The organism is Paracoccus contaminans, from assembly GCF_002105555.1.
GTDB classification, from domain to species: domain Bacteria; phylum Pseudomonadota; class Alphaproteobacteria; order Rhodobacterales; family Rhodobacteraceae; genus Paracoccus; species Paracoccus contaminans.
Map to the genome: position 1 here is coordinate 1,452,000 of NZ_CP020612.1, position 26,855 is coordinate 1,478,854.

The following is a 26,855-nucleotide window of genomic DNA, read 5'->3' on the forward strand; positions in this document are numbered from 1 at the left end:
CGTTTCCCTTCAGCCGCGCCGCCCGATGGCGGTCCGCAGCATGATCATTCCCGATTGGAACACGGACAAGGACAGGTCGAATTCGCGCCGCGCCTCGGCGGCGCGGACAAGTTCATCCTCGATCGAGACGGTGTTGCCGTTCGGCGCCGGCTCGCCCCCCGCATCGATTCGCGCGCCCTGCGCGCTGCCCCAGTCGCCGGCCGATACATGATCAGGCCGCGTGGTCCGCAGCCCGATGGCGGGGCTGTCGCGATAGGTTTGCGCAAAGCCGCGCAGATCCTGCGCCCGGTATCCGGGCGTATCCGCATTGGCGACATTGGCGGCAATGACGCGCTGGCGCAGCGCGGCGTGGGCGCCAAGCTCTCGTGCCATCCGCATGCTGTCGATCTGTCCGAACAAGGGCGTCTCCTTCCGGTTCCGATAAACCGGGGCTTAACCCCGACAGGTTTAAAAACCGTTTCGCCGCGGCGATTTTGCGCAGGACCAGCGAGGAACGGGTTTGGACAGGATCGAATCGATTGCCGCACGCATCCGCAGCCTGCGCATCGGCCGGCATTTCGGGCGCGTGCTGGCGATCCGGGCCGGCGTGGTCGAGGTGGGGGGGCTGGTCCACGCGGCCTCGGTCGGGGACCGGGTCGGTTTCCTTCAGGGGGCGCTGGCGGGCGAGATCATCGGGCTGACGGCCGATTCGGCGCAGGTGCTGACCGAAGGCCCCGCCGACGGGCTGTCCATCGGCTCGGCCGTGGAACTGCTGTTCCGCCCCACGCTTGCGCCCTGCGACGGCTGGATCGGGCGGATCATCGACCCGCTGGGCAAGCCGCTGGACGGCCGCCCGCTGCCCTCGGGCCATGCCGAACGGCGCTACCGCGCGCCCGCGCCCCCCGCGGCCTCGCGCCGGCGCCTGGGCGAGCGGCTCGATACGGGCCTTGCGGTGTTCGACACGCTGCTGCCGATCGTGCGCGGCCAGCGGATCGGGCTTTTCGCCGGCTCAGGGGTGGGGAAATCGACCCTGCTGTCGGCCCTGGCGCGGGGTGTGACGGCGGATGTCGTCGTCATCGCCATGATCGGCGAGCGGGGGCGGGAGCTGCGTGAATTCGTCGAATCAACCCTGGGGCCGCAGGGAATGGCGCGCGCGGTCGTGGTGGCGGCGACCTCGGACCAGTCGCCCCTGATGCGGCGGCGCTGTGCCTGGGCCGCGATGGCGGTGGCCGAACATTTCCGCGATGCCGGCCGGCACGTGCTGTTCCTGGCCGATTCGATCACCCGCTTTGCCGAGGCACACCGGGAAATCGCGCTCGCCTCGGGCGAATCGCCCAGCTATCGCGGCTTTCCCCCCTCGACCTCGCAGATGATCATGGCGCTCGCCGAACGGTCTGGTCCCGGCCCTGAGGGCGCGGGCGACATTACGGCGATCTTCAGCGTGCTGGTTGCCGGATCGGACATGGAGGAGCCGGTCGCCGACATCCTGCGCGGGGTGCTGGACGGGCATGTGGTGCTAGACCGCGCCATCGCCGAGCGCGGGCGCTTTCCTGCGGTCGATGTCCTGCGTTCGGTATCCCGGTCATTGCCCCATGCCGCCACGGCGGCGGAAAACGCGATGATCGGCCGGGCGCGCGCGGCGCTGGGGCTTTATGCGGAATCCGAACTGATGATCAAGGCAGGGCTGTATGCCGCCGGGTCCGATCCGCGGCTGGACGAGGCGGTGCAGCTTTGGCCCGCACTGGACGGCTTTGCCGCGCGGACGGCGCCCACGGCGGCGGACAGCTTCAACCTGCTTGCCGATGCCCTGGCGGGCGGGGCCCGGCGCGCGGCCAGATAGACAGAACGGCGCTGAAACGCACCCTGCCCGGAACCTTTTGCGGCCTTGCATGTTTATGCACAGATCGCGCCAGACGGCCGGCGACCTGTGACGAGGATGCCCTGATGACCACGACGACGGAGCGCGAGATCACCGCTCAAGAGAATCTTGTTTCCGAACAATCACAAGTCATCCCCGTTGTCGAGGAGTTCGCGCATGTATCGGTCGCCCGTCGTGAAACGGGCGGTGTCCGGGTCACGGTTACGACCGACGAGGTCGAGGAACCGCATGATGTCGAACTGTCCTCGCAGCGCGTCGAGGTCACCCGTCATTCTGTCGGCCGGGAAATCGACGCCATGCCCGAACCGCGCGAGGAGGGCGACTTTCTGATTCTTCCCGTGGTCGAGGAACGCGCGGTCATCGTGACCAAGCTGTTCCTGACCGAGGAAATCCACATTCGCCGGACACGCCTGACCGAAATGGTCAGCGTCCCGGTGACCCTGCGCCGCCAGCATGCCGTGGTCGAGCAGTTGGAACCCGGCTCCGCCGACCTCGGGCTGGCACATACCGGACCGAACGATCCCGACCTTTGATCAGACCAGACTTTTTTGAAAGGACCAAGCAAGATGGCCATGGAAACCATGAACACCGGAACCTTCCGCACCCTGTCGGCGATGTTCGACACCCGCGCCGAGGCTGACCGCGCCGTTGCCGCCCTGTCGGCTGCCGGCATTGCCGATGCCGTTCTGACCGGCGGCGAGAACCCGGGCTATGGCAGCGTGCCCCGCGACAACCGTGACGCCGACAAGGGCTTCTTTGAATCGATCGGCGATTTCTTCTTTCCCGAAGAAGACCGCTATGCTTATGCCGAAGGGCTGAGCCGCGGGGGTTATCTGGTCACCGTGTCGAACCTGTCCGACAGCCAGTATGCAACCGCTCTGGACATTCTCGACGACGAAGGCGCCGTCGACCTGGACCAGCGCGAGGCGGAATGGCGCAGCGAAGGCTGGTCGGGCTATGACCGGACGGCGACGGAAACCGCGACCCGCGCCATGGACCGCGACACACTCGCCGCTCCGACGATGGAAGGCGATCTGAACAATGACGGCACCATTGATGTCGTCGAGGAACGCATGCTCGTGTCCAAGCGCGAGGCCGAGGCCGGCCGCGTCCGCGTGCGGTCCTATGTCCGCGAAATTCCGGTCGAGCAGTCGGTCGAGCTGCGTTCGGAGCGCGTGAACATCGAGCGCCGTCCCGTTGACCGTCCCGCGACCGGCGCTGAATTCGGCGAGCGCACCATCGAGGCGCGCGAATACGTGGAAACCCCGGTCGTGTCCAAGGACGCCCGCGTCGTCGAGGAAATCAACCTCAACAAGGACGTGGAGAGCCATGTCGAAACGGTCCGCGACACCGTTCGCAAGACCGAGGTCGAGATCGAGGACGAGCGCACCGGCACCATCCGCACGGACCGCGACACCGACCTGAACAACCGCTGATCGCCGTCAGAGCTGAATGAAATCGGGGCGGCCCTTGCGGGCTGCCCCTTTTTCCTGTCGCAGTCAGCGCGCTGCGTTGATGGCAGGGCGCAGGCCTAGCGACGCCCCGGTGGCGCTTTCAGCGCAGGGGCGCGTCTGGCGCGCTGCGCTACCTTTCGGCTTTTCCGGCTTCTGCCAAGGGCAGCCATGCCTGCCTGCCAGTGGAACTGCCGAGCGGTCGCCGTGCCTCCAGCCGAACGCAAGCCCCTGGAACGCACGTTGCTTCACGAATCATGGCCATGCATTCGCATCGCCTCTGGCCCGGCCCCATGCGCCCCTGAGGGCTATTGGCACAGGCGAAAGCCGCCGCGGCGCTGCTTGATGTCCAAATGCAGGTGGTCGTCATGGGCGGCGTTGCTGCCCGGCCCCAGCACGGTGGTGAAGAACAGGCAGGCCGCGCCCTGCACCGCATTCTGGAAGGCGACCGACAGATCGCCCCGGTCCTGAACGGGCGCAATCTCGATCCGCGTGCCATTGTCAAAGGTGAAGGCGGCAATGTCGATGGCATTGCCCAGGGCGTGTTCCGATATCCTGTTCCCGTCCCCGTTTCCCACCACTGCGCGGCACTGATAGGTGCTGCCGGGTGTCAGGGCGATGACGCGCGGGGCGCCGGGCAGATGCGAGGCGGCGGGCACCACGATTTCGCGCATCCAGCGGGCCAGTGACCGTGCCGTGTCGCAGCGCATGGGGGCGGCGCCCTCAAGCGCGATGCCGGGCAGGATCTGCGTCACCTCGAGCGGGCGTGCGATACCGCAGTCACGCTGATCATCGTCGGCAAGCGGGGGAATTTCCCGGTATTCGACACCCCAGCTGAACAGGGCCAGCCGGCAGGCGGCGTTGTCGAAATCGCTTTCGCGCAGGGTTTCGGGCAGCGGCGGTCCCGGCGGGGGCGGGGGTTCGCCCGCGGCCGTGCCGCCGGCATCGGCGGGCGCAGCGGAAGGGACGGGCACGGAAGGCGCCGCCTGACCAGGATCCGGGCGGGGGCTGTTGCCCCCGGCCGCTGCCGATCCTTTCTGCTCGCGCGTCGCTTGTGCATCGGCGGGCCTTTGCGGCGGGCGATGCGCGCTGGCGCTGCCGCGCTCGGACGATGGGGCGGGCGGCTCTTGTGCGCTGGCGCTCAGCGCGAGGGCCAGGGCCAGCGTGGCCGCCATGGCCCCCATCACTTCGCTGCCGCCGGGGGCGGCAGGCTCGCCGCAGGCTGCGGGGGCGCAAGGGCCGGGGCAGCTGCCTGCGCGGGCAGGGCTGGCACGGCCATGCCGGACGCCGGGTTCCCCGCCGCCGGCTGGGCCGCGCCGGCCTGCCGTGCTGCATCAGCCGGCGCCGCCGGCACGGGCACGGGCATGCCTGCGGGCAGGCGGCGCGGCGCGGGGCGGGGGCCTGCCGGGACAGCCGGCGTTACGGCATCGGGCAGCGCCGCCGGCGGCACCGGGCGCGTCACATCGGCTATGGCCACGCCGGGGGCAAGGAAATCCACGATTGTCACCCCCGGACGGACCATGCCGGCCAGTTCGCGCGCGTCCCAGTTGGTCAGGCGCACGCAGCCATGGCTTTCGTTGACGAACAGCTTGGAGGGGGTGGGGGTGCCGTGGATGCCGTAGGTCGGCTCGCTGAGGTCGATCCAGACATTGCCGACCGGCGCATTCGGTCCCGGCGGGATCGTCAGCACCTTGTCGTTTTCACCCTGCTTGAAGTTGATCCTGGGGTTGTAGGTATAGGTCGGATCCAGCGCGACCGCCTCGACCAGGTGGCTGCCATGGGGGGACGGGGTGGCGGCCGATCCGACCGTTGCCGGATAGTCCGCCACCATGGTCCCCGCGCCGTCATAGGCCGCCACCCGGCCCGAGGCCTTGTCCACCACGATCCGCGCCACCTGCGCCTTGATCGGCTTGGCCGGAACGGTGACGTTGATGGTCGCGCCGGGGACGATCCGGGTGCCCTTGTTCAGCTGGAGCAGGAACTTCTCGTCCATGTGGAACCGCTCGGCCAGCTTTTCGGCGATCGAGGTATATCCCATCGAGGACATGGCCGCCTTTTCGGCATAGTCGGTGGGTATGCTGTCCACCAGCCCCCTGGCGTCATCGGCCGTGACCGTATAGGTCGCGGTCAGCGGCGCATTGGCGAACTGTTGCAGCAGGGCCCAGACCTGCGGGTCCAGATGGCCGTCCTGCGGCAGGCCGTGCATCCGCTCGAAGGCGCGGATGGCGCTTTCGCTCATCCCGCCGCGAAAGCCGTCCACGACGCCCGGCGACACGGCCGAGCGGTCCAGCAGGATCTGGACCTTGGCGGTCAGCGCCGACTGGCCAGGCGGCAGCTCGCCCGTGCCCGAGAACTGCGCCGCCTCGATATCGGCGGGGGCTATGTCGGCGCGCTTGTCCTGCGCGCCCGCCGGGGCGGCGGCAAGCACCGCGCACAGCGCCAGCGCAGCCGGACGGGACCGCAGCAGGCGGACAGGCGAAAGGGACGGCGGCGCGGGGCGGGGCATGGACGACGGCTCCTGCAGGGAAAGGGGATGATGCCTCACTCGCAGGCGCGGCGCCAGCTGCCAAGTCCCGGCGATTCAAGAATGATTGACCGCAGCATCGCCGCCCGCGCCCTACCCGCGCGCGCTGCGTCTGCTGCCTTGCATCCGGTGCCGCGCGCCGGCCAATCTGGCGCAAACCCGGCGGAGGCCCGATGGAAACCTGCACGATCATCGACCAGGCGACGCATCTTGTCGTCGTGAACGTCAACCCCGGCCGCCGCAACGCGCTCAGCCCGGGGTTCCAGGCCGGGCTGAGGGCGGCGCTGGCGCAGGCGGCGGAGGAGCCCCGCATCGGCGCCGTGGTGCTGACCGGGGCCGAGGGGTTCTTTTCGGCGGGTGGGGATCTGAACATGCTGATCGCCGCCCAGGGGATGAGCGAGGCGGACCGCCGCGCCCGCATCGAGGATCTTGCCGCCCTGATCGGTGCGGTTCTGGATTGTCCCCGCCCTGTGATCGCCGCCGTCGAAGGGGGCGCGGCGGGGGCGGGCTTTTCCCTGGCCTTTGCCTGCGACCTGATCGTCGCGGCCGAAGATGCGCGCTTTGCCGCATCCTATGTCAATGCGGGGCTGGTCCCCGACGGGGGGCTGACCGGCAGCCTGCTGGCCGCGCTGCCCCCCGCGCTGGCCGCCGAACTGTGTCTTGGCGGGCAGCCGGTGGCGGCATCCCGCCTGCACCAGCTTGGCGCGATCAATGCGATCGTGCCCCCCGGCGGGGCGCTGGACGCCGCCGAGGCGCTGGCCCGCCGGCTTGCGGCCGGTCCGGCCGAGGCCATGGCCAGCATCAAGCGGCTGATCGCCGGGGGGCGCCGGCTGCTGATGGATCGCCAGCTTGCCGCCGAGATCGCCCCCATGGCCGCCGCCCTGGCCGCGCCCGAGGCGGCCGAAGGGATTGCCGCCTTCCTCGCCAAGCGCGCCCCCGATTTTGCGGCGCTGCGCCGCCGCTGAGCGGTCGCCATGGGGGCGGGCAGGGGCGATCCCGCTCTTGTATTTCGGCCGGGCGCGCGCGATTTCGGTCGTTGCATGCAAGCAAGGAGGGGCAAGATGCCGGTTGCAAATCCTGTCGATGCGACGCACCCGCCTCGTGCCGGCTCCTCGATGGGCCCGGTCTGGCCGGTGCTGATCGCCATCAGCGCCTGCCACATGGTCAACGACATCCTGCAATCGCTGCTGTCGGCCATCTATCCCCTGCTCAAGGACGAGTTCGCGCTGAGCTATGCGCAGATCGGCTGGATGACCTTTGCCTTCCAGGTCACCGCCTCGCTGCTGCAGCCGCTGGTCGGGGTGGTGACGGACCGCAGGCCGATGCCGCGGTCGCTGGCCATCGGGATGCTGTGCAGCTTTGTCGGGGTGCTGACGCTCGCGGGCGCCGGCAGCTATGGCGTGCTGCTGACCGGGGCGATGCTGATCGGCCTCGGCTCGTCGATCTTTCACCCCGAAAGCAGCCGCGTCGCCCGCATCGCCTCGGGCGGCCGGTTTGGAACGGCGCAGTCGCTGTTCCAGCTGGGCGGCAATGGCGGGCAGGCGCTGGGTCCGCTGCTGGCTGCCTTCCTTGTCGTGCCTTTCGGGCGTCCGGTGCTGGGCTGGCTGGCGCTGATCGCCCTGGCGGGGGCGATCACCCTGTGGCGGGTCGGCGCTTGGGCCGATGGCCGGCGCAAGGCCGGCACCCTGCGCCACGCCCCTGCGCCCGCCCTGGCCCGCGGGCGCATCCTGATGGCGATCGGCGTGCTGGGGGTGCTGTCGATGACCAAGGCCTTCTACATGGCCAGCCTGACCAGCTATTACACCTTCTTCCTGATCGACCGTTTCGGGGTCAGCGCCTCGACCTCGCAGGTCATGCTGTTCCTGCTGCTGTTCGGCTCGGCTGCGGGGGTGATGCTGGGCGGCATCGTCGGGGACCGGGTGGGCAGCCGCAAGGTGATCTGGTTCTCGATCCTCGGCGCGCTACCCTTCACGCTGCTGCTGCCGCATGTGGGGTTGGTCGCCAACGGCATCCTGGCGGTGCTGATCGGTGCGATCTTCGCCTCGGCCGCGCCGGCCATCGTGGTCTTTGCGCAGGAACTGGTGCCGGGGCGGACCGGGCTGATCGCGGGGCTGTTCTTCGGCCTGGCCTTCGGCATGGGCGGGATCGCCGCGGCGGTGCTGGGCTGGGTCGCCGATGCCCAGGGCATCGGGTTCGTGTTCCGGCTCTGCTCGTTCCTGCCGCTGCTGGGGCTGCTGACGGCCTTTCTGCCGCGCCAGGGCGAGCTGCTGGCGGCGCGCTGACCCGTGCTTGCCGCCTGCCGGAAATCGGCGGGCGGCGTCTGGACAAGCCCGGCCGGGCCGGCAACTCTGCCCGCGAAGCGATGCACGAAGGGGCAGCGATGCGATACAGCCGCGACATGAGGGGTTACGGGGAACATGCGCCGGACCCGCAATGGCCCGGCGGCGCCCGGATCGCGGTGCAGATCGTCCTCAACTACGAGGAGGGCGGCGAGAACTCGATCGAACATGGCGATGCCGCGTCCGAGGCGTTCCTGTCGGAAATCATCGGCGCCCAGCCCTGGCCCGGCCAGCGCCACTGGAACATGGAATCCATCTATGACTATGGCGCGCGGGCCGGGTTCTGGCGGCTGCACCGGCTGCTCAAGGATGTGCCCGTAACCGTCTATGGCGTTGCCACGGCGCTGGAACGCGCCCCCGAACAGGTCGCCGCGATGCAGGCGGCGGGCTGGGAAATCGCCACCCACGGCCTGAAATGGATCGACTACCGCGATGTCCCGCGCGCGATCGAGGCCGCCCATATCGCCGAGGCGATACGCCTGCACACCGCCGTCACGGGCGAGCGGCCCCACGGCTTTTACCAGGGACGCACCTCGATGAACACGGTGGCGCTGGGATGCGAGGAAGGGGGCTTTGCCTATCTCGCCGACACGATCGCCGATGACCTGCCCTATTGGCACGTCCATCAGGGACGGGCGCAGCTGATGGTGCCCTATACGATGGACGCCAACGACATGCGCTTTTCCTCGGGGCAGGGGTTCGGCACCGGGACCGACTTCTTCGACTATCTGCGCGACAGCTTCGACATGCTGTATGCCGAAGGGGCCGCGGGCGCGCCCAGGATGATGTCGATCGGGCTGCACTGCCGGCTGGCGGGGCGTCCGGGCCGGGCCATGGCGATCCGCCGCTTTCTCGACCATGCCCGCGCGCATGAGGGGGTGTGGTTCGCCACCCGGCTCGACATCGCCCGCCACTGGGCGCGGGTGCATCCCTTCCGGCCGGCCGAGCGGCCCTCGCAGATGGACAGGGACAGCTTCGTCGCCCGGTTCGGCTCGATCTACGAACACTCTCCCTGGGTTGCCGAGCGGGTCTGGGACGCCGAGATGGGCGCTGTCCATGACAGCGCCGACGGCCTGGCCGCGCGCATGGCGCAAATGTTCCGGCAGGGGTCGGATGCCGACCGGCTGGCGGTGCTGCGCGCCCATCCCGACCTGGCGGGCAAGCTGGCCGCGGCGAAACGCCTGACCGCCGATTCGACGGCCGAGCAGGCCAGCGCCGGCCTTGATGCGCTGACCGATGCCGAACGGGCCGCCTTCACCCGGCTGAACGGGGCCTATACGGAAAAGCACGGCTTTCCCTTCATCATCGCCGTGCGCGATCATGACAAGGCCGGGATCATGGCCGCGATGACCCGCCGCCTTGATAACGACACCCCCGCCGAGCGGGCCGAGGCGGAACGGCAGGTCACGCGCATCGCGCAGCTGCGACTGCATGCCGCGCTGGGGCAGGGCTGAGGGGTTTCGGGCAGCCCCAAATATCCTCCGGGGGTCCGGGGGTGGAAAACCCCCGGATGCGGCGGCGGCGCAGGACCGGGCCAAGAACAAGAGAGCAGCGATGATCGACGAGACGACCCCCACCGGAAACCCGGCCCCGATCCCCGGCGAGCCTGCCGCGCCCGGCCCCGCCGCCGTGCCCTCGGCCGCGCGGGGGCCGCGCTATGCCGGCCCGGTCGCGGGGCTGCCGCCCCAGACGGGACTGACCACCGACACGGCTGTCTTCACCGATGCCTATGCCGTGATCCCGCGCAGCGTCATGCGCGACATCGTGACCAGTTTCCTGCCCGGCTGGACGGGGATGCGGATGTGGATCATCGCCCGGCCCATGTCGGGTTTTGCCGAAACCTTCAGCCAGTATATCGTGGAACTGGCCGAGGGCGGGGGCTGCGACACGCCCGAGGACGACCCTGAGATCCAGTCCGCGATCTTTGTCACCGGCGGCGAGATGGACATCGCCATCGACGGCCAGCGCCACCGCCTGACGCCGGGCGGGTTCGCCTATGTGCCGCCCGGCACGCCCTGGTCGGTGTGGAACGCGACCCCCGGCAATTGCGGATTCCACTGGATCCGCAAACGCTGGCAGCCCGCCGCCGGCATTGACCGGCCCGATCCGATCGTCACCAACGAAGCCGACGTCACACCCAGCGCCATGCCCGACACCGAAGGCGCCTGGGCCACGACCCGCTTTGTCGACCCGGCCGACCTGCGCCACGACATGCATGTCACGGTGGTAACCTTCATGCCCGGCGGCTCGATCCCCTTTGCCGAAACCCATGTCATGGAACACGGGCTCTTCGTGCTGGAAGGCAAGGCGGTCTATCGCCTGAACCGTGACTGGGTCGAGGTCGGGCCGGGCGATTTCATGTGGCTGCGCGCCTTTTGCCCGCAGGCCTGTTACGCCGGTGGGCCGGGGCGGTTCCGCTATCTGCTCTACAAGGACGTGAACCGCCACGCGCCGCTGTGGTTCGGCACCCACGGCACAGGACGGTCCACCTGACGCTGGCGGACGGGGCGGACGGGCGCTAGGAGGGCAGCCATGACTGCCCGCCGCGCCCGCCCGACCCTTCGCCACGAAAAGGCCTGCATCGCCGAGGGCGCCCGCTTCGTCTGCGGCGTGGACGAGGTCGGGCGCGGCCCGCTGGCCGGGCCGGTCACGGCCGCGGCGGTGATCCTGCCCGCGCGCGGCATCCCGCGCGGCATCGACGATTCCAAGAAACTGTCGCCGGCCCGGCGCGAAAGCCTGGCCCGCCGCATCGAGGCCTGCGCGATCTGGGCCGTCGCCCATGCCAGCGTCGATGAGATCGCGGCCCTGAACATCCACCACGCCGCCCATCTGGCCATGTGCCGCGCGGTGGCGGCGCTGGGGCAGGCGCCCTGCGCCGTGCTGGTCGATGGCAGGCACGTGCCGCGCGAGCTGGGGCGCCCGGCCCGGGCCATCGTCAGGGGCGATGCCCAAAGCCTGTCCATCGCCGCCGCCTCGATCCTGGCCAAGGTGGCGCGCGACCGGATCATGGTGGATTTGGCGCAACAGCATCCCGGCTATGGCTGGGACAGGAACATGGGTTACCCCACGCTAACGCATCGCCGGGCGCTGGCGGAACGCGGGCCCACACCACTCCATAGGATGGGATTTCCGGCAATGCGCAAGATATTGTGTCCAGAACTAACGGTAACATCCTGATTCAAAATAGTATTTGACGCCGAATCACCTCTGACTCATTGTTATCCACAACGAGTGAGCGGCCCCGAACGCCGCCGATGAGAGCAGAGATGATGAAAACCGATACCAAGGCACGCGCGGCATGCCCCGCAACCGATTTGCCGCTGAACACCATCCTTGCGGGCGACTGCATCGAGGTGATGAACACCTTGCCCGAGGCGTCGGTGGATCTGATCTTTGCCGATCCGCCCTATAACCTGCAACTGCGCGGAGAGCTGCGGCGCCCCGACAACAGCCGCGTGGATGCGGTCGATGATGCCTGGGACCAGTTCGGCAGCTTTGCCCATTACGACCGCTTCACCCGGCAATGGCTGGCCGCCGCGCGCCGCGTTCTCAAGCCCGACGGGGCGATCTGGGTGATCGGCAGCTATCACAACATCTTCCGCGTCGGGGCCGAGCTGCAGAACCAGGGCTTCTGGCTGCTCAACGACGTGGTCTGGCGCAAGTCGAACCCGATGCCGAATTTTCGCGGCAAGCGCCTGACCAATGCGCATGAGACGCTGATCTGGGCCTCGAAATCCGAAGGCGCGAAATACACCTTCAACTACGAGGCGCTGAAGTCGCTAAACGAGGGCATCCAGATGCGCTCGGACTGGACGCTGCCGATCTGCACGGGGGGCGAGCGGCTCAAGGACGAGGGCGGGGCCAAGGCCCATCCCACGCAGAAACCCGAAAGCCTGCTGCACCGGGTGCTGGTGGGCACCACCAGGCCCGGCGATGTGGTGCTGGACCCATTCTTCGGCACCGGCACCACAGGCGCGGTCGCCAAGATGCTGGGCCGCGACTGGATCGGGATCGAACGCGAGGCCGCCTATCGCGAGGTGGCCGAGCGGCGCCTGGCCCGCGTGCGCCGGCTGGACGCTTCGGCGCTGGCCACCACCACCGCCAAGCGGGCCGAGCCGCGCGTGCCGTTCGGCCAGGTGGTCGAACGGGGGATGCTGCGTCCGGGCGAGGAACTGGTGTCGCTGAGCGGGCGCCACACGGCGCGGGTGCGCGCCGACGGCTCGCTGGTGGGGCGCGACGTGCGCGGCTCGATCCACCAGGTCGGGGCGGCGCTGGAAGGCGCGCCCTCCTGCAACGGCTGGACATACTGGCATTTCCGCCGCGACGGCCAGACGATCCCGATCGACATCCTGCGCCAGCAGATCCGCTCGGAAATGGCCCATCACGGCTGACCATGCTTCGCCGGTGTCTCGGACCGGGGGGATAGTCCCCTCAGCCACGGGACAAACTTGCCCCGCCGAGCCCGCTCGGCGGGGTTTTTTCGTGATCGGCCGTTGCTGGCTCAGGCCCCCTGCAGGCGTCGCGACGCAAGCAGGATCAGCAAGGCTGATGTCAACGCCGCGACCAGATAGGGCGCATGCAACGCCGGTCCGGCCCCCCATGCCGGCGTCAAGGCCGATACCAGCATGCCTGCCGCCAGCGCGCCCAGCGGCATCGCGCCCCAACCCAGAAAACGATAGACCGAATTGACCCGCCCCAGCAGCGTGCCGGGGATCAGCCGCTGGCGATAGCTGATCGTGACCACGTTCCAAAGCATGCCGGACGCTGCCTCGGTCGCCAGCGCCATTGCAGCCAGCGCCGGATCGGCCGTCAGGCCCAGCGTCAGATTGCTGATCGCAAAGCCGGCCAGCGCGACACGAAGGCTGTTGCGCATCCCCAGCCGGCCCGCGACATGCGGCGCGGCCAGCCCGCCCGCAACCCCGCCGATGGCCCCAAAGGTCAGCAGCATCCCGTAGGCCGAGGCGGGCAGGCCCAGAACGTCCTGAGCGTAAAGCACCAGCACCGCCATGCCGCCTGCGAAGCCGGCGTTGATCGCACCCAGCATGACGGCCAGCCGCAGGATGAGCGGGTTCCCCCGCAGCCAGCGCAGCCCCTCGCTGAGGGCAGTCAGAAAACCCTCCGGTGATGCCGAGGGCTGATGCCGGGGCAGGGCGATCAGCGCGATCAGCGCCGCCGATGCAGCATAGGCCCATGAATTGGCCCCGAACGGCAGCGCCGCAGCCAAGGCCATCAAAAGACCGGCCAGAGGCGGGCCGATGAACTGGCCGGCAATCTGCTCGACTGTCATCAACTGGCCGTTCGCGCGTTCGAGATCAGGTGCATCCACGACCGCCGGCAGCAATGTCTGTGCGGCATTGTCGCGCACGACCTCGGCGGTTCCGAACAGGAATGTCACGACCGCAAGAGCGAGGACCGACCCGGCCCCGTCGCCGATGGCTGCCGGCGACAGCGCCATCGTCATCGCAATAAGCATCAGGACGAGCCGCAGCATGTCGGTCCGCACGATCATCATCCGCCGGTCGGCCCGGTCTGTCCAGACCCCGACAGGCAACGTGAAAAGCAGCCAGGGCAGGCGCTGCGCGGCAGCGGTGGCGGCGATCAGCACCGGGTCGCGGGTCATCAGCGTGGCGAGCCAGGGAAAAGCCACCAGAGCGATCCCATCGCCAAGATTGGACAAGGCACTGGCCGAGATCAGCAGCCGAAAGCCGCGGTTATGTCGGACAAGCTGCGGTATCACGAAGGGCGGCTCCTGCGGCAGGGCTGGGTCAGATCGACCCTCCCGCAATGGGGGCGGTTTACAACGATCCGCGCGGCATGGGCAGATCGCCCCGCGTATAGGGCTTCCAGTCGGTGATCTCGGGGTAAAATTGCCTGCGCCAGGCGCGCACGCGGGGGTTCATCCGCCGCCGCCACCAGGGCGGGACCATCGCCACGAAGGTCATCGCCGGATAGCCGAAGGGCAGTTGCGGCGCCTCGTCATCCGCATAGGTCTGCAGCAGGGGAAAGCGGCGGTCGGGCTTGTAATGATGATCCGAATGGCGCTGGAGGTTGATGAGCAGCCAGTTCGACGCGGTGTGGCTGGCGTTCCAGCTGTGGCGCGGCAGGACATGTTCATAGCGGCCCCCGCCCAGATGGCGGCGCGTCAGGCCGTAATGTTCGACATAATTCGTCAGCTCGAGCTGCCAGATGGCGACCAGCGCCTGCCATGCGAACAGCAGCATCCCCTGCCAGCCGCCCAGGGCCGCCGCCAGCGCCAGCATCCCCCCTTGCAGCGCGCCATAGCGCCAGAAGGGGTTGCGCCGGTCCGACCATGCCCGCCCCGCCCGCGCCAGCAGCCGCGTTTCGGCCGCCCAGGCCGAGCGCGGACATTCGCGCAGCACCCGGGCGAAGAAGCGGTGAAATCCTTCATTGTAGCGGGCCGAGACGGCATCGCGGGGCGTTGCCACCCAGGCGTGATGAACCAGCAGGTGTTCGCTGCGAAAATGCGAATACAGGGTCGAGGCAAGCAGCAGATCGCCCAGCCAGCGTTCATGCGCGGGCTTCTGGTGCAACAGCTCATGGGCATAGACCATGCCGATGGTGCCCGACATCACGCCGATGCCGAAGAACAGCCCCATCTTTTCCCAGCCGGACAGCTGGCCCGCATGGCCCGCATGCCAGATCGCGCCGAAGATCACGGCGGCCTGCAGCGGAAACCAGATGACGGTGATCGCGCGGTGCCAGAGCAGCCGCCCGACCGGGGTTTCGGTATCGGGGTTGCCCGTGCTTCGCCCCAGAACCGCGTCAAGCCCGGTCACCAGATACCAGGCATAGGCCGGCATCAGCACCCACCACCACCCGCCGCGCGCCGCCGCCAGCATCGCCAGCGGCACCATGACCAGCGACATCCAGAAGGGCAGGGCAGGTCCGAGCGGCCGGTTCATGGCATGCAGCCTAGCGCCCGGCGCGGGCCGGCGCCACCGCCCCCGCGCGCCCGCGCCGGGCCTTGCGAGGCGCGCCGTTGGCGCATACCCAGCAGATGGCGCGGGCGTGGCGGAACGGTAGACGCATGGGACTTAAACTCCCTGGGCCTGAAGGCCGTGCGGGTTCAAGTCCCGCCGCCCGCACCAACGGCCCCGAACAGCCGGTCCAGCGCCTTGTCGAGCGGGGCGGGGTCTTCCAGCCGCAGCCGGACGGGCAGGACCAGCACCTTGGGGCGAAAGCGCGGCGGCAGCCTTGCCGCGTCCTTTTCTGTGGTGACCATCTGCGCCCCCAGCATCCGCGATTCGGTGTCCAGCCGGGCCAGTAGCTGGGGCGAAAAGGGCTGATGGTCGGGCAGCGGCTCGGCCCGCACGATCTTGGCGCCCTCGGCCTGCAGGGTGGCGAAGAACTTGTCCGGATGGGCTATCCCGGCAAAGGCAAGGACGCGCTGCCCGTGCCAGTCCATGCCCGTGCGCAGGGTTTCCAGCGCGCCCCGGATGCGGGGCAGGGGCAGCCGCGGCCAGCGGGCCGAAAACCGCCCCTGCGCGGCAGCGTCGCCGATGCTCAGCACCATGTCGGCGCGGGCAAGGCCGGCGGCGACAGGCTCGCGCAGGGGGCCGGCGGGCAGGCACAGGCCATTGCCCCAGCCCCGCGCCGCATCGACCACGACCAGGGCAAGGTCATGGGCCAGCGCGGGATTTTGGAACCCGTCGTCCAGAACGATCGCTCCTGCGCCGGCGGCGACAGCCGCGCGCGCCCCTGCCGCGCGGTCGCGCGCGACCCAGACCGGGGCAAAGGCCGACAGCAGCAGCGGCTCGTCGCCCACCTCGGCGGCGGCGTGGCGGGGCTGCACGCGCAGCGGCCCGCGCGCCGATCCGCCATGGCCGCGGCTGACCACATGGGCCGCGATCCCGCGCGCGGCCAGGCGTTCGAGCAGGGCGATGACGGTCGGTGTCTTGCCGGTGCCGCCCGCGTTGATGTTGCCCACGCAGATGACGGGCACGCCGGCCCCTGCGCGCGGCCCCCGCGCCAGCCGGCGCGCTGTCGCTGCGGCATAGACCGCGCCCAGCGGCGACAGGGCGCGGGCCAGGGTGCCTGCCGGCCTGTCCCAGAAGGCAGGCGCGCCCAGCCCCGTCACGGTCCATCCTCGGGCAGGTCCGACAGCACCGCATTGACGATGCGGCGCGCCACCTCGGCCCCGGCTGTGGCGTGCTGCCAGGCGGCCAGCGCAAGGCGGGCGGCGGCATCGGGGGCGCCAAGTTCCTCTATCGCGGTGCCAAGCTGGGCCGCGTTGCGCACAAGGCGCGTGCCCCCCTTGTCATGCAGCGCGTTCCACAGATCGGCCTGGCTGGTCAGCTGCGGGCCATGCAGGATCGTCGAGCCGAGGCCGGCCGGTTCATAGGGATGGCGCGGCGCCGCCCCTTCGGCGGCCAGCGTTCCGCCCATGAAGGTGATGGGAGCCAGCCGATACCACAGGCCCAGTTCCGAGCAATCCTCGGCAAGCAGCACCTGCACGCCGGGGCTAGGGTCCTCGTCGGCATCGCGCCGGGCGATCTCCAGCCCCGCCTCAAGGGCGGCGGCGGCGATCGGGGGCGCATCCTCGGGGCGGGCAGGCGCCACGATCAGCAGCGCCCGGTGATAGGATGACAGCGCCGCGCGCTGGGCGGCCATGATGGCGGGTGCCTCGGCCGCGGGCAGCCCGGCGGCAAGCCAGACATGGCGGTTGGCCATCATCGGGCGCAGCGCCGCGAATTCGCGCATGTTGCAGCGCAGCGGCGCCACGAGGGGGGCGGCGCTGCCGATGATCTCGATACGCTGCGGGGCAATGCCAGCACGCAGCGCCGCCTCTTCGGCCATGGGGTCGGGGACGAGCACGCGCGACAGCCGCGTCATCGGGCCACGCCGCAGCCCGCGCCAGGCGGTGCGCGCGGCAGCGGCAGCGATCTGGTGGCGGTCCGCGATCAGCGTCACCGGAACGTCGCAGTCGTCGCAGGCCGCGACCAGCGCGCCCGGAATCGCACCATCCGCCAGCAGGACAGCGGCGGGGCCGAGCCGTTCGATCAGGGCGCGCGCGGCGGCCGGATCGGCAGGGGCCTGGGGCAGGATGGGCGACAGGCCCGCCGCGGTCCGGCCCAGCCCGCCCAGCCGCAGGCCGCGGCGGCGGCGCCGCAGGGCCTGGGCAAGCCCCCCGGCATCGCCGTGAATCAGCACCAGTGGCCCGCTGCCATGGGGGACCGCAGCCTCGTCAAGCGGAACCCCGCCGCGCGGGCTGCGCGGGTTCAGCCAATAGGCAAGATCGCCAAGGCCCGCCAAGCGTCCGCCTGCCGTCAGGCCGGCGTGCCGGCGGAACGGGCCAGGGTCGGGCCGGCGCCCTCGGGGTCGTGCAGGCGATGCAGATGCGCGATGAAATAGCGCGTCTGGGCCTGATCCACCGTCCTTTGCGCATGCGCCTTCCATGCGGCCAGGGCCGAGGCATAATCGGGAAAGATCCCGACGATGTGGATGGCTGCCGGGTCGCGGAACTCGGTCGAGTCCGATGCGACAAGCTCGCCTCCGTAAACGAGATGAAGCCGCTGGATCATCCTGCCCTCTTGTGGCTGTCTGGGTTGAGGGGGGGATAGCCGGTACCGCCCGCAAGACCAAGGGGGCTATGCGCGCCGCCCCCCGGCAATCGTTCAAATGCGCGATGTTCCGGCTTTGCCCCGAAGCGGGCGGCGTGGCATTAGCGGCGCGGGCAGCTTGTCCTGCGGTTCGCGTGTGGTGGTTGGGCACGCGGGGGGGCGGGGGTTCCGGTTTCGTCGTGGTGCCGGAACCCCCTGTTTGCAGACCGGGCGCGGCTGCGATCAGCAGGACAGTTATGCGCCGCATGGCTGTCGCCCAGTATCGGCTTGGCGGTGCCCGACAAATACTCCCTTAGCCGTTCGGGCGATGCCATGGCCGGGGTGGACGGACGCAAGCAGCGCAGGCCGCTGCGCATCAGGCAGAACCGGATGCTGCGCACCCCGAGGGGCGCAAGGCAAGACAAGCAGGGCGCCGGGCCGTGGCGCGGGATGCTGCACAGGCAGGGCGCAATGCCAGACCGGCAGGCGAGACGCCCGGCAAGCGGACCCCGGGATGGAGCAGGCGACGCCCGGACCGGGCATCGCGCCCTGCCCGGCGCAGCGCGGATCGGCGCGGCAGAGCGGCATGGCGCACGATAGGGGACAAAGGGAACAGGGCGGCGGACAGCCGGGATGCGCTGCAAGGACCGGCGCGGCGGCATGTCGGACAGGCAGGCGCTATGCCTGAGCAGGGGCAGGATGCCCGATCACCAGGGCAGGTGCGGGCTGACCATTCCTTTTCCGGCGCATGGCATTCCTCAGCAACCCGCGCTGCAAAAGGCCAAGGCGGGTCGGGCAGCATCGCAGTTTGACATGCCGCCCGCAGGCGGCAGGGCGCGTCCCGCCCAAGGCGGCATGGCGGGCGGCCGCGTCAGCCCGCCCGCCATGGCCGATCTCAGTTCGCGGCGGGGGCCGGGGCGTTGCCGGCCGCTGCGGGCGCAGGCGCAGGGTTGGGCGCCGATGCCGGGGCGGCGGCGGGCGCGGCAGCGGCGATCTTGGCGTCGATCTTGGCCTTCAGCTCCTCCCAGGGCGCATTGGCCACCGTCTCGCCGGCGATGATGAAGGTCGGGGTGCCCTCGATCTTGTCTGCGACGGCATTTTTCTGGAAGGTCGCGACCAGGCTTTCGGCCTTTTTCTGGTCGTTCCAGCAGGCGTCGATCTGCTCGCCCGTCAGGCCGGCCTTGGCGCCGATCTTCTTGAGATTGGCGGTCAGCTCCTCGCCCGTCTTGGCCGACAGCCACTTGCCCTGTTCGTCGAACATCATCCCGGCCAGGGGATAGAACTTGTCGTCCCCCCCGCAGCGGGCAACCATCGCCGCCCACAGGCCGGCCTCGTCGAAATAGATGTCGCGCTGGGCAAAGCGCACCTTGCCGGTGTCGATATACTCCGCCTTGAGCTTGGGGAACACGTCCTTGTGGAACGCCGCGCAGTGGCTGCAGGTGAGGCTGGCATATTCATAGATCGTCACCGGCGCGCTTTCGGACCCCAGGAAGATGTCGGGGATCAGCGCCGGGGCCGGGTCGGCTGCGGGGGCCGCAGCCGGGGCCGTTGCCGTTGCCGTTTCCGGGGCGGCGGGGGTCTGCTGCGCGGCGGCGGGCAGCGCCGTCCCCGCAAGGGCGGCCAGCGCAGCCGCCGACAGGATGCGGCCAAAAATAAAGCTCATGTCGTGCCTTTCATTCCTTGAACATGGTGGTGCGGCCGGGCTCGGCGGGGCGCCGGGCGGCCCGGTTCAGCGCAAGGGCGTGCATCGCCTGCGCCAGCGCAGGATCGGCAAAGCATGCGGCCACCCGCTCGGCCGCTTGGATCTGGTCGGGCGAGGGCGGCCGCGCGCGGCCCTTGGGGGCGGGGCGGAAGACGGCCTGGCCTTCGGCGAATCCCTGTGCGGCGGTCTGGGTCAGCGTCACCCGCGCGATGGCGTTGAAGCCATAGACGGCGTTCACCCGGTCGCGGATATGGGGCAGCTGCATCTGGACCAGCGGCGCATGGGCCCCGTCGGTCAGGATCGTCAGCGTGGCGCCAAGCCCCCGGCCATGGGCGACACGCACGGGGCGCGTGAAGGCGGCCGTTTCCGCGCCCACGATCTCGGCCCAATGGGTCAGCAGCCGCGCCACGGCAAAGCCGCGCGATTCCGCGCCCGCGCGCAGGCGGGCCGAGACAAGGCTTGCCGCGGCCTCGAACCCGCGCATGCGCCGCGGCGGCGGGGCATCGGGGCTGGCAGGAGGTCGGCGTCGGGCCATGCAGGGCTTTCGGTCTGGCAATTGCGCAACCAGTCTGGACCGCGCCGCCGCCCGATGCCAGATGAAGGCGATGACAAACGGCGCAAACTTGCGTGAAACCGCTGCGGCAGGGGCAGCCGCCGGGCCGGTCGCGCCCTTCCTGCTGCCCTGGTATGACCGCCATGCCCGCCGCCTTCCCTGGCGCGCGCCCCCCGGCACCCCGGCCATGGACCCTTATCGCGTCTGGCTGTCCGAGATCATGCTGCAACAGACCACGGTTGCGGCGGTCATCGGCTATTTCGAGCGGTTCACCGCCCTGTGGCCCGATATCCACGCCCTCGCAGCCGCGGACGAGGCCCAAGTGATGGCCGAATGGGCGGGCCTGGGCTATTATGCCCGCGCCCGCAACCTGATGGCCTGCGCCCGCGCCGTCACGGCGGCGGGCGGGTTTCCGACGACGCGCGAGGGGCTGGCGGCGCTGCCCGGCATCGGGGCCTATACCTCGGCCGCGATCGCCGCGATCGCCTTTGACCGGCCCGAAACGGTCGTGGACGGCAATGTGGAGCGGGTCGTGGCGCGGCTTTTTGCGGTGGAAACCCCGCTGCCTGCGGCCAAGCGGGAACTGGCCGCCCTGGCCGGGACGCTGACCCCGATCCGGCGGCCGGGGGATTTTGCCCAGGCGATGATGGACCTGGGCGCGACGATCTGCACGCCGCGCAATCCCGCCTGCGTCATCTGTCCGCTGGCACCGCTATGCGCGGCCCGCGCCCTTGGCATTGCGGCCGAGCTGCCGCGCCGCGCGCCCAAGGCGGCCAGGCCCCTGCGCCAGGGCACCGTATGGGTCGCGGCCGATGACGATCAGGTGCTGGTCGAACGCCGCCCCGCCCGCGGCCTGCTGGGGGGCACGCTGAGCTTTCCCACGACCGGCTGGGACGGCACCGACCTGCCGCCCCCGGCCGAGGCCGACTGGCGCGATTGCGGCGAGGTGCGCCATGTCTTCACGCATTTCGAGCTGCGCCTGCGCGTCCTGGGCGCGCCGGTGCCCGGTGCGGTGACGCGCGGAACGCTCGTGCCGCGCCGGGACTTCGACCCCCGCGCGTTGCCTGGCCTGATGCGCAAGGTCTGGACGCTGGCGGGGATGTCAACGGCCTAGGGCCGCCGCTTGCCAAACGCCGCCGGCCCGGCAAGGTTGGTCTGAGGCCAGAAGGTATGTTCGAATGCCAGCCGACGAATCGGACGATTGCCACGCGTCCCAAGGCGCTGCGCCTGCCCTGCCTGCCTCTGCGCCGCCGACTGGCGCATGGGGCGTCATCGACCGGGCCGCCATTGACAGCTGGGCGACGCGGCTGGGGGCGATTGCGGTAGTCCAGTTGGCCGCCGTGAATGCCGACGACACGCCCTTTTATCAGGCACTGGTCCATATCGTGCTGGTTGCGTTGGTGGTGCTGACCACCGGCGCGCTGGTCCTGGCGATAAGGGATGCGATGCGGGAACCGAGCAGCCCGTGGAACCCCAGGGCCTGGCTGCTTCCAGCCCTGCTGGTCGCGGCTGCGGTCATGCCTGCGGCGCTGGCTTTTGCCGCCCTTGCCTCCTTGGTCAACTGGGTGCTGGACGGCTGGAACATGCTGCGGCTTTGCCCGGCGGGGCGCTGTTCGCGGCGGGGATGCTGCTGAGGCGGGCCGTCTGCCGGGCGGCGCGGTGGCTGGGGCGGCGGCTTCGTGCCCGGCGGCGCGGCAACCGCCCCTGATCCCTACAGCCCCAGGCACCAGCGCATCACCGCCTTTTGCGCATGCAGGCGGTTTTCGGCCTCGTCCCAGATGACCGATTGCGGCCCGTCCATGACGGCGCTGGTCACCTCGTCCTCGCGGTGGGCGGGCAGGCAGTGCATGAACAGCGCCTCGGGGCGGGCGCGGGCCATCAGCCCCTCGTTCACCTGATAGCCGCGCAGCATGTTGTGCCGGCGTTCCTTGGCCGATTGCGGATCGTGCATCGACACCCAGGTATCGGCGATGACCAGATCGGCGCCTTCGACCGCCCTGGCCGGGTCGCGCTCGATCTCGGCCCGCACGCCCTGGGCGCGGGCAAAGGCGAACCATTCCGCCTCGGGGTCCAGGGGCGGCGGGCCGGTGAAGGTGAAGTCGAAGCCGAACTGGCCCGCGGCATGCATGACGCTGGCGCAGACATTGTTGCCGTCCCCGACCCAGACCACCTTGCGCCCGGCAATGGAGCCGCGCTTTTCCTCGAACGTCATCACGTCGGCCATGATCTGGCAGGGATGGGTGCGGTTGGTCAGCCCGTTGATGACCGGAACGCTGGCATATTCCGCCATTTCCAGCAGCGTCGCTTCCTCGAAGGTGCGGATCATGATGAGGTCCACATAGCGCGACAGGACGCGCGCCGTGTCGGCGATCGTCTCGCCATGGCCCAGCTGCATCTCGGCCCCGGACAGAACCATGGTCTGCCCGCCCATCTGCCGCACGCCGAGGTCAAAGCTGACGCGGGTGCGGGTGGACGGCTTTTCGAAGATCAGCGCCACCATGCGGTTGGCCAGCGGCTGGGCGGCGTCGGGGGCGCCCCTCGGCTGGCCGTCGCGGGCGTCCTTCATCGCGCGGGCGGTGTCGATGATGGCGCGCAGCTCGTCCTTGGGGGTCGTGTGGATGTCGAGAAAGCTGTTCATGTCGGGGTCCTGTGGCGCGGATGAGATGGGGGCGGCGGTGCGCGCCTCTCGTCGGTGCGCACGCTGCGCGCGCTCGTCCGCCGCGACGGCGGCGGGGATCGGGATGGCAGGATGACCGGCAGGTGCCGGGCGCAGGGCATGAGGCGACATGATCGCGGCATCTCACAGCGCCCGCGCCCAAGGGTCAAGCCCAAAGCCCTGAAATCGGGGCATGTCTGCCGGCGGCGGAAGGGCTTGCGGTCAGCCCGAGCGGGTGGGGCGGTCGAAGACCTTGCGCCCCATCAGGCTGCCGACCAGGTCCACCATCATCCGGGCCGTCCGCCCGCGTTCGTCGAGGAACGGGTTGAGCTCCACCAGGTCGAGGCTGGTCATCAGCCCGCTTTCATGGATCAGCTCGCACACCAGATGCGCCTCGCGGAAGGTCGCGCCGCCCGGCACCGTGGTGCCGACCGCGGGCGCGACCGAGGGGTCGAGGAAGTCCACGTCCAGCGAGACATGCAGCATCCCCCCCGCCGCGCGCACCTTGTCCAGAAAGGCGCGCATCGGCACCGCAAAGCCGAATTCGTCCAGCACCCGCATGTCGTTCACGACGATGTCGGTTTCCCGCAAGGCGGCCAGTTCGGCCGGATCGACCGAGCGGATGCCGAAAAGGCAGATGTTTTCCTCGGGCACCGGGGCGGGAAAGGGCGGAAAGGCGTCAAAGCCGCGCCGCCCGGCCAGATAGCCCAGGGGCGTTCCGTGCAGGTTGCCGCTTTCGGTCGTATCGACGCTGTGGATGTCGGAATGGGCGTCCAGCCACAGCACGAACAGCGGCCGGCCCAGTTCGGCCGCGTGCTGCGCCACGCCAGCGACCGACCCCAGCGACAGCGAATGATCGCCCCCCAGGAAGATGGGCATGCCCGCGCGGCAGGCCTCGCGCCCCGCGCGCGCCAGTTCGCGCGTCCAGCCCAGCGTTTCGGGCAGGTGGTGGACGGCGGGGTTGGCGGCGGTTTCGGCCCCGATCTCGCCATGCGTCAGATCGCCCCGATCCTCGACCGAATGACCCAGCGCGGCCAGCGTGTCGGCAAGGCGGGCCACGCGATAGGCGGCTGGCCCCATCAGACAGCCGGGGCGCTGCTGGCCGCTGTCGACCGGCGCGCCGATCAGGATGCAATGGGTCATGGGCTTTCCTCATGGTTGCGCATTGCCGGCCGGGCCGGGCGGCATCACTCTAGTGGCGGCTGCGGGCTGCGGCCAAGGGGGCACGAGCCGGCGTTCCGCCGCCCATGGCCCCGTGCCCCTGTCGGCTTGCCCTTGCAAGAGGGGCGCCGCGGACCCTATCAGGCGTTTCCGGCGCTGCGGGATCATGCCCCCGCAGCCCCCCCTTTTGGCAATGCGGACGACATGGCAGTCAAGGCAAGATGCATCGTGACCAACAGCGAGGAAGGTCGCGGCGCGTATGCGGTTCGTGTGGACAACGACCAGACGCTGTACATCCCCCAGCGGATCGCAGAGGCGCTCGAGCTGGAGGAATTCGACGAGATCGAGGCGATCCTGGTCAAGAACGAGCGCGACGAGCCGCCATGGATGGCGATCCGCGTGCGCCCCGTCCCGGACGAGACAGCCTGAGCGGCGCGCCCCGGCACGTCCCCGGCGGGCGGGGGGCGAGCTGGGGGCAGGTCACGCAAGGGCAGGCGCCGGCGCGGACCGGCCGGGCGCAGCCTTGATGCAGGCCGCGGCGCCCCCGCCGACCCGCTCAGCGCAGCAGCGCCGAGGCGGCCGTCAGCACCAGCGCCACGCCCGACAGGAACAGCAGCGCCAGCGCCGCCTTGCGGATCGTCAGCGGCGTGACGCGCGGCGGCGCGTGCCGCGCCAGCAGCGTGCCCAGCGCGATCGCCGGCAGCGCCCCCGCCAGTGCCGTCACCGTGATGCGGTCCATGCTCTGCCCCGACAGGGACAGCAGCAGACGCCAGGCCTGCGTGATGACGAAATAGCTGACCAGCGTCACCCGCACCGCATCCAGCGTCATCGGCTGGCGGTAGAACAGCCAGATCACCGGCGGACCCGAGGTTGCGAACAGCCCGCCCATGATCCCGCCCGTCGCGCCCGCGGCGGCAAAGGCCCCCCGCCCCGATCGGGCCTGCCAGGGCTGCGGCCGCCGCGCCAGCTGCGCCGCAGCCGCGGCGATGAAGAGGCCCAGCACCAGCCGCAGCCAGTCCACCGCCGCGCCCGTCATCCATTGCAGCAGCCAATAGCCCAGCGCGATCGTCGGCAGCGCCCCGGCCACGGCGGGCCACAGCGCCCGGCGGTCCATGTGGCGATGATCGCGCGCCAGCACCATCGCGCCGTTGAGCAGCACGAGAACCGAAATGATCTGCGCCGTGGCCGGCACGGGCAGCAGGTGGAACAGCGTCGCGCCGCTCATCACCAGCAGCCCCAGCGCAAAGCCGGTCAGCGTCTGCGTCCAGCCCCCCAGCGCCGCCAGCGCCCAGAACAGCGCCAGCTGTGTCCAGCCGGTGCCCGCGTCAGTCACGGATGCCGCTGAATCGCTGCGCCCAGATGTCGCGGTCCTCGTCGCTGATCTTGGCGAACAGCACCTCGGGCACGTCGAAGGCATGGCCGGGCGGCAGCGCGGTCAGCGCCCCGTCCAGCGCGTCCGGCCAGGCCCGGTCGCCGGTGCGCATCGCCGCCAGCATCGCATCGGCGGCAAAGGGGATGAAGGGCGCCGACAGCACCGCATACAGCCGGATCAGGTTCAGCCCCAGCCGGACCTGCATCGCCGCCTGCGCCGGGTCCGTCTTGAAGCTGGACCACGGCGCGGCCGATTGCAGGTATTCGTTGCCCAGCACCCACATGGCGCGCAGCTCGGCGGCCGCCTTGCGGACCTCGCGCGCCTCCATCAGCGCCTCATAGGCCCGCAGGCGGGCGGCCAGCGCGTCGATCAGCGCGTGCTCGGCCTCGCCCCAGGCGCCGCCCTCGGGGATCGTCTCGCCGAACTTGGCGCGGCAGAACTTGGTGATGCGGCTGACGAAATTGCCCAGAACGTCGGCCAGATCCTTGTTCACGCTGGCCTGGAAATTGTCCCAGGTGAACTCGGCATCCGATCCTTCGGGGGCATGGGACAGCAGCCACCAGCGCCAGTAATCGGCGGGCAGGATCGACAGCGCCTGGTCCATGAACACGCCGCGGCCCTGGCTGGTCGAGAACTGCCCGCCATCATAGGTCAGGTAGTTGAAGGACTTGATGTAATCGACCAGCTTCCACGGCTCGCCCGACCCGATGATCGTGGCAGGGAAGGACAGCGTGTGGAAGGGCACGTTGTCCTTGCCCATGAACTGGGTATAGGTCACGTCCCCCGCGCCCTCGTCCAGCCGCCACCAGCGCCGCCAGGCGGCATCGTCCAGCCCTTGCGCGTCGGCCCATTCGGCGGTGCCGGCGATGTATTCGATGGGCGCGTCGAACCAGACATAGAACACCTTGCCCGGCATTCCCGGCACCGGCACGCCCCAGTCCAGATCGCGGGTGATGCCGCGATCCTTCAAGCCCTCGCCGTCGTTCAGCCATTTGCGGGCGATGCTGGTCGTCAGGATCGGCCAGTCGGCCTTGCTGTCGATCCAGTCCGCGATCTGCCCCTTCAGGGCCGACTGGCGCAGATACAGATGCCGCGTGGTGCGGATTTCAAGATTGGTCGATCCGCTGACCGCGCTGCGCGGGTCGATCAGGTCGGTCGGGTCAAGCTGCTTGGTGCAGTTCTCGCACTGATCGCCGCGGGCCTTGTCATAGCCGCAGTTGGGGCAGGTGCCCTCGATATAGCGGTCGGGTAGGAAACGGCCGTCGTCGATGGAATAGACCTGCCGTTCCTCGACCTCGGCGATCCAGCCGTTTTCGGCCAGCCGGGCGGCGAAATGCTGGGTGAGCGCCCGGTTGCGGTCGCTGGAGCTGCGGCCGAAATGATCGAATGACAGACCGAAACGCGCGGCGATGTCGGCCTGCACCGCGTGCATGTCGGCGCAGTATTCGGCCACCGGCTTGCCGGCCTTCTGGGCCGCCAGCTCGGCCGGCGTGCCGTGTTCGTCGGTGGCGCAGATGAACATCACCTCGTTGCCCCGCCCGCGCTGATAGCGGGCGAACAGATCGGCCGGTAACTGGCTGCCGACCAGGTTCCCCAGGTGCTTGATACCGTTGATGTAGGGGATGGCCGAGGTGATGAGATGGCGGGTCATGGGGGGTCCGTGCTAACGTGACGTGCTT

Annotated in this window: 26 protein-coding genes and 1 tRNA gene; 13 read left to right on the forward strand and 14 right to left on the reverse strand. The window is 69.8% G+C overall.

Annotation, left to right across the window (positions count from 1 at the left end; all coding sequences use genetic code 11):
* Window positions 1-9: 9 nt before the first annotated feature.
* Window positions 10-399, reverse strand: coding sequence for a FlgB family protein (locus tag B0A89_RS06770; RefSeq protein WP_085377493.1), 390 nt, complete (start codon window positions 397-399; stop codon window positions 10-12).
* Window positions 400-508: 109 nt separating this feature from the next.
* On the opposite strand from B0A89_RS06770, the gene B0A89_RS06775 reads away from it, so the two are divergent.
* The 3 genes from B0A89_RS06775 (at window position 509) to B0A89_RS06785 (ending at window position 3,294) form a co-directional block, all read left to right on the forward strand.
* Window positions 509-1,819 (forward strand): FliI/YscN family ATPase, encoded by a 1,311-nt coding sequence (locus B0A89_RS06775; RefSeq protein WP_085378793.1) that lies wholly within the window; start codon window positions 509-511, stop codon window positions 1,817-1,819.
* A gap of 104 nt (window positions 1,820-1,923) precedes the next feature.
* Window positions 1,924-2,391: a YsnF/AvaK domain-containing protein gene (locus B0A89_RS06780; RefSeq protein WP_085377494.1), complete on the forward strand. Its 468-nt coding sequence runs from the start codon at window positions 1,924-1,926 to the stop codon at window positions 2,389-2,391.
* A gap of 33 nt (window positions 2,392-2,424) precedes the next feature.
* Window positions 2,425-3,294 (forward strand): YsnF/AvaK domain-containing protein, encoded by an 870-nt coding sequence (locus B0A89_RS06785; protein ID WP_205949789.1) that lies wholly within the window; start codon window positions 2,425-2,427, stop codon window positions 3,292-3,294.
* Window positions 3,295-3,617: 323 nt separating this feature from the next.
* Here the strand turns inward: B0A89_RS06785 and B0A89_RS06790 are convergent, their stop codons facing one another.
* On the reverse strand, window positions 3,618-4,283 hold the full coding sequence (locus B0A89_RS06790) for an extensin-like domain-containing protein (protein ID WP_240558669.1): 666 nt from the start codon (window positions 4,281-4,283) through the stop codon (window positions 3,618-3,620).
* A gap of 209 nt (window positions 4,284-4,492) precedes the next feature.
* The gene (locus B0A89_RS06795) at window positions 4,493-5,815 is read right to left on the reverse strand and encodes a L,D-transpeptidase family protein (RefSeq protein WP_085377496.1); all 1,323 of its coding nucleotides are present in this window, start codon (window positions 5,813-5,815) and stop codon (window positions 4,493-4,495) included.
* Window positions 5,816-6,006: 191 nt separating this feature from the next.
* Here B0A89_RS06795 and B0A89_RS06800 point away from each other — a divergent pair, with 191 nt between their 5' ends.
* The 6 genes from B0A89_RS06800 to B0A89_RS06825 all read left to right on the forward strand — a co-directional run bounded on the left by B0A89_RS06800 (window position 6,007) and on the right by B0A89_RS06825 (window position 12,563).
* Complete coding sequence (locus B0A89_RS06800) at window positions 6,007-6,798, forward strand: oxepin-CoA hydrolase, alternative type (protein WP_085377497.1); 792 nt, start codon at window positions 6,007-6,009, stop codon at window positions 6,796-6,798.
* A gap of 150 nt (window positions 6,799-6,948) precedes the next feature.
* Window positions 6,949-8,115: an MFS transporter gene (locus tag B0A89_RS06805; protein ID WP_205949805.1), complete on the forward strand. Its 1,167-nt coding sequence runs from the start codon at window positions 6,949-6,951 to the stop codon at window positions 8,113-8,115.
* 98 nt (window positions 8,116-8,213) lie between these two features.
* Window positions 8,214-9,626, forward strand: a complete 1,413-nt coding sequence (gene puuE, locus B0A89_RS06810) for an allantoinase PuuE (RefSeq protein WP_085377499.1) — start codon at window positions 8,214-8,216, stop codon at window positions 9,624-9,626.
* Window positions 9,627-9,726: 100 nt separating this feature from the next.
* Window positions 9,727-10,665: a bifunctional allantoicase/(S)-ureidoglycine aminohydrolase gene (locus B0A89_RS06815; RefSeq protein ID WP_085377500.1), complete on the forward strand. Its 939-nt coding sequence runs from the start codon at window positions 9,727-9,729 to the stop codon at window positions 10,663-10,665.
* Window positions 10,666-10,704: 39 nt separating this feature from the next.
* The gene (locus B0A89_RS06820) at window positions 10,705-11,349 is read left to right on the forward strand and encodes a ribonuclease HII (protein ID WP_085377501.1); all 645 of its coding nucleotides are present in this window, start codon (window positions 10,705-10,707) and stop codon (window positions 11,347-11,349) included.
* 92 nt (window positions 11,350-11,441) lie between these two features.
* Window positions 11,442-12,563: a site-specific DNA-methyltransferase gene (locus B0A89_RS06825; protein ID WP_085378795.1), complete on the forward strand. Its 1,122-nt coding sequence runs from the start codon at window positions 11,442-11,444 to the stop codon at window positions 12,561-12,563.
* Window positions 12,564-12,673: 110 nt separating this feature from the next.
* Here B0A89_RS06825 and B0A89_RS06830 read toward each other — a convergent pair whose 3' ends face one another.
* Entirely contained in the window at window positions 12,674-13,909 is a 1,236-nt protein-coding gene (locus tag B0A89_RS06830) for an MFS transporter (protein WP_157115271.1), read from the reverse strand.
* A 58-nt stretch (window positions 13,910-13,967) separates the two neighbouring features.
* A complete protein-coding gene (locus B0A89_RS06835) occupies window positions 13,968-15,095 on the reverse strand; it encodes an alkane 1-monooxygenase (RefSeq protein ID WP_085377502.1) in 1,128 nt (375 codons plus the stop codon).
* A 100-nt stretch (window positions 15,096-15,195) separates the two neighbouring features.
* Here B0A89_RS06835 and B0A89_RS06840 point away from each other — a divergent pair.
* A tRNA-Leu gene (locus tag B0A89_RS06840) sits at window positions 15,196-15,281 on the forward strand.
* On the opposite strand, the gene lpxK is transcribed toward B0A89_RS06840, so the two are convergent.
* The 5 genes from lpxK to B0A89_RS06865 all read right to left on the reverse strand — a co-directional run bounded on the left by lpxK (window position 15,260) and on the right by B0A89_RS06865 (window position 19,918).
* A complete protein-coding gene (gene lpxK, locus B0A89_RS06845) occupies window positions 15,260-16,261 on the reverse strand; it encodes a tetraacyldisaccharide 4'-kinase (protein WP_085378797.1) in 1,002 nt (333 codons plus the stop codon). The genes B0A89_RS06840 and lpxK overlap by 22 nt on opposite strands.
* Before the next feature lie 5 nt (window positions 16,262-16,266).
* Window positions 16,267-17,445 carry a hypothetical protein gene (locus tag B0A89_RS06850; RefSeq protein ID WP_085377503.1) on the reverse strand — a complete coding sequence of 393 codons (1,179 nt, stop codon included), beginning with the start codon at window positions 17,443-17,445 and terminating at the stop codon, window positions 16,267-16,269.
* Window positions 17,446-17,459: 14 nt separating this feature from the next.
* On the reverse strand, window positions 17,460-17,714 hold the full coding sequence (locus B0A89_RS06855) for a DUF4170 domain-containing protein (protein ID WP_085377504.1): 255 nt from the start codon (window positions 17,712-17,714) through the stop codon (window positions 17,460-17,462).
* A gap of 913 nt (window positions 17,715-18,627) precedes the next feature.
* Window positions 18,628-19,395, reverse strand: coding sequence for a DsbA family protein (locus B0A89_RS06860; RefSeq protein WP_085377505.1), 768 nt, complete (start codon window positions 19,393-19,395; stop codon window positions 18,628-18,630).
* Window positions 19,396-19,405: 10 nt separating this feature from the next.
* Window positions 19,406-19,918 carry a DUF721 domain-containing protein gene (locus tag B0A89_RS06865; protein ID WP_085377506.1) on the reverse strand — a complete coding sequence of 171 codons (513 nt, stop codon included), beginning with the start codon at window positions 19,916-19,918 and terminating at the stop codon, window positions 19,406-19,408.
* A 139-nt stretch (window positions 19,919-20,057) separates the two neighbouring features.
* Here B0A89_RS06865 and B0A89_RS06870 point away from each other — a divergent pair, with 139 nt between their 5' ends.
* Both B0A89_RS06870 and B0A89_RS06875 read left to right on the forward strand, forming a co-directional pair.
* The gene (locus B0A89_RS06870; protein WP_085378798.1) at window positions 20,058-21,101 is read left to right on the forward strand and encodes an A/G-specific adenine glycosylase; all 1,044 of its coding nucleotides are present in this window, start codon (window positions 20,058-20,060) and stop codon (window positions 21,099-21,101) included.
* 64 nt (window positions 21,102-21,165) lie between these two features.
* Complete coding sequence (locus B0A89_RS06875; protein WP_085377507.1) at window positions 21,166-21,621, forward strand: hypothetical protein; 456 nt, start codon at window positions 21,166-21,168, stop codon at window positions 21,619-21,621.
* Between the two features lie 77 nt (window positions 21,622-21,698).
* Here B0A89_RS06875 and argF read toward each other — a convergent pair whose 3' ends face one another.
* Window positions 21,699-22,625 (reverse strand): ornithine carbamoyltransferase, encoded by a 927-nt coding sequence (gene argF / locus B0A89_RS06880; RefSeq protein WP_085377508.1) that lies wholly within the window; start codon window positions 22,623-22,625, stop codon window positions 21,699-21,701.
* Window positions 22,626-22,865: 240 nt separating this feature from the next.
* Window positions 22,866-23,786, reverse strand: a complete 921-nt coding sequence (gene rocF / locus B0A89_RS06885; protein ID WP_085377509.1) for an arginase — start codon at window positions 23,784-23,786, stop codon at window positions 22,866-22,868.
* Between the two features lie 246 nt (window positions 23,787-24,032).
* Between rocF and B0A89_RS14590 the strand changes: the two genes are divergently transcribed.
* A complete protein-coding gene (locus B0A89_RS14590) occupies window positions 24,033-24,233 on the forward strand; it encodes an AbrB/MazE/SpoVT family DNA-binding domain-containing protein (protein WP_157115272.1) in 201 nt (66 codons plus the stop codon).
* Window positions 24,234-24,360: 127 nt separating this feature from the next.
* Here the strand turns inward: B0A89_RS14590 and B0A89_RS06895 are convergent, their stop codons facing one another.
* On the reverse strand, window positions 24,361-25,137 hold the full coding sequence (locus B0A89_RS06895; protein ID WP_169712143.1) for a sulfite exporter TauE/SafE family protein: 777 nt from the start codon (window positions 25,135-25,137) through the stop codon (window positions 24,361-24,363).
* Window positions 25,130-26,827, reverse strand: coding sequence for a methionine--tRNA ligase (gene metG / locus B0A89_RS06900; protein WP_085377512.1), 1,698 nt, complete (start codon window positions 26,825-26,827; stop codon window positions 25,130-25,132). Before metG ends, B0A89_RS06895 begins: the two co-directional genes overlap by 8 nt.
* Window positions 26,828-26,855: the final 28 nt, after the last annotated feature.

Coding starts and splice junctions, on each gene's coding strand:
- argF (WP_085377508.1), bottom strand. CDS start 22,625: ATGAACAGCTTTCTCGACATCCACACGACCCCCAAGGACGAGCTGCGC.
- B0A89_RS06835 (WP_085377502.1), bottom strand. CDS start 15,095: ATGAACCGGCCGCTCGGACCTGCCCTGCCCTTCTGGATGTCGCTGGTC.
- B0A89_RS06800 (WP_085377497.1), top strand. CDS start 6,007: ATGGAAACCTGCACGATCATCGACCAGGCGACGCATCTTGTCGTCGTG.
- B0A89_RS06785 (WP_205949789.1), top strand. CDS start 2,425: ATGGCCATGGAAACCATGAACACCGGAACCTTCCGCACCCTGTCGGCG.
- B0A89_RS06805 (WP_205949805.1), top strand. CDS start 6,949: ATGGGCCCGGTCTGGCCGGTGCTGATCGCCATCAGCGCCTGCCACATG.
- B0A89_RS06875 (WP_085377507.1), top strand. CDS start 21,166: ATGCCAGCCGACGAATCGGACGATTGCCACGCGTCCCAAGGCGCTGCG.
- B0A89_RS06795 (WP_085377496.1), bottom strand. CDS start 5,815: ATGCCCCGCCCCGCGCCGCCGTCCCTTTCGCCTGTCCGCCTGCTGCGG.
- B0A89_RS06860 (WP_085377505.1), bottom strand. CDS start 19,395: ATGAGCTTTATTTTTGGCCGCATCCTGTCGGCGGCTGCGCTGGCCGCC.
- B0A89_RS06820 (WP_085377501.1), top strand. CDS start 10,705: ATGACTGCCCGCCGCGCCCGCCCGACCCTTCGCCACGAAAAGGCCTGC.
- B0A89_RS06865 (WP_085377506.1), bottom strand. CDS start 19,918: ATGCGCGGGTTCGAGGCCGCGGCAAGCCTTGTCTCGGCCCGCCTGCGC.
- B0A89_RS06825 (WP_085378795.1), top strand. CDS start 11,442: ATGAAAACCGATACCAAGGCACGCGCGGCATGCCCCGCAACCGATTTG.
- B0A89_RS06780 (WP_085377494.1), top strand. CDS start 1,924: ATGACCACGACGACGGAGCGCGAGATCACCGCTCAAGAGAATCTTGTT.
- puuE (WP_085377499.1), top strand. CDS start 8,214: ATGCGATACAGCCGCGACATGAGGGGTTACGGGGAACATGCGCCGGAC.
- B0A89_RS06855 (WP_085377504.1), bottom strand. CDS start 17,714: ATGATCCAGCGGCTTCATCTCGTTTACGGAGGCGAGCTTGTCGCATCG.
- B0A89_RS06815 (WP_085377500.1), top strand. CDS start 9,727: ATGATCGACGAGACGACCCCCACCGGAAACCCGGCCCCGATCCCCGGC.
- metG (WP_085377512.1), bottom strand. CDS start 26,827: ATGACCCGCCATCTCATCACCTCGGCCATCCCCTACATCAACGGTATC.
- rocF (WP_085377509.1), bottom strand. CDS start 23,786: ATGACCCATTGCATCCTGATCGGCGCGCCGGTCGACAGCGGCCAGCAG.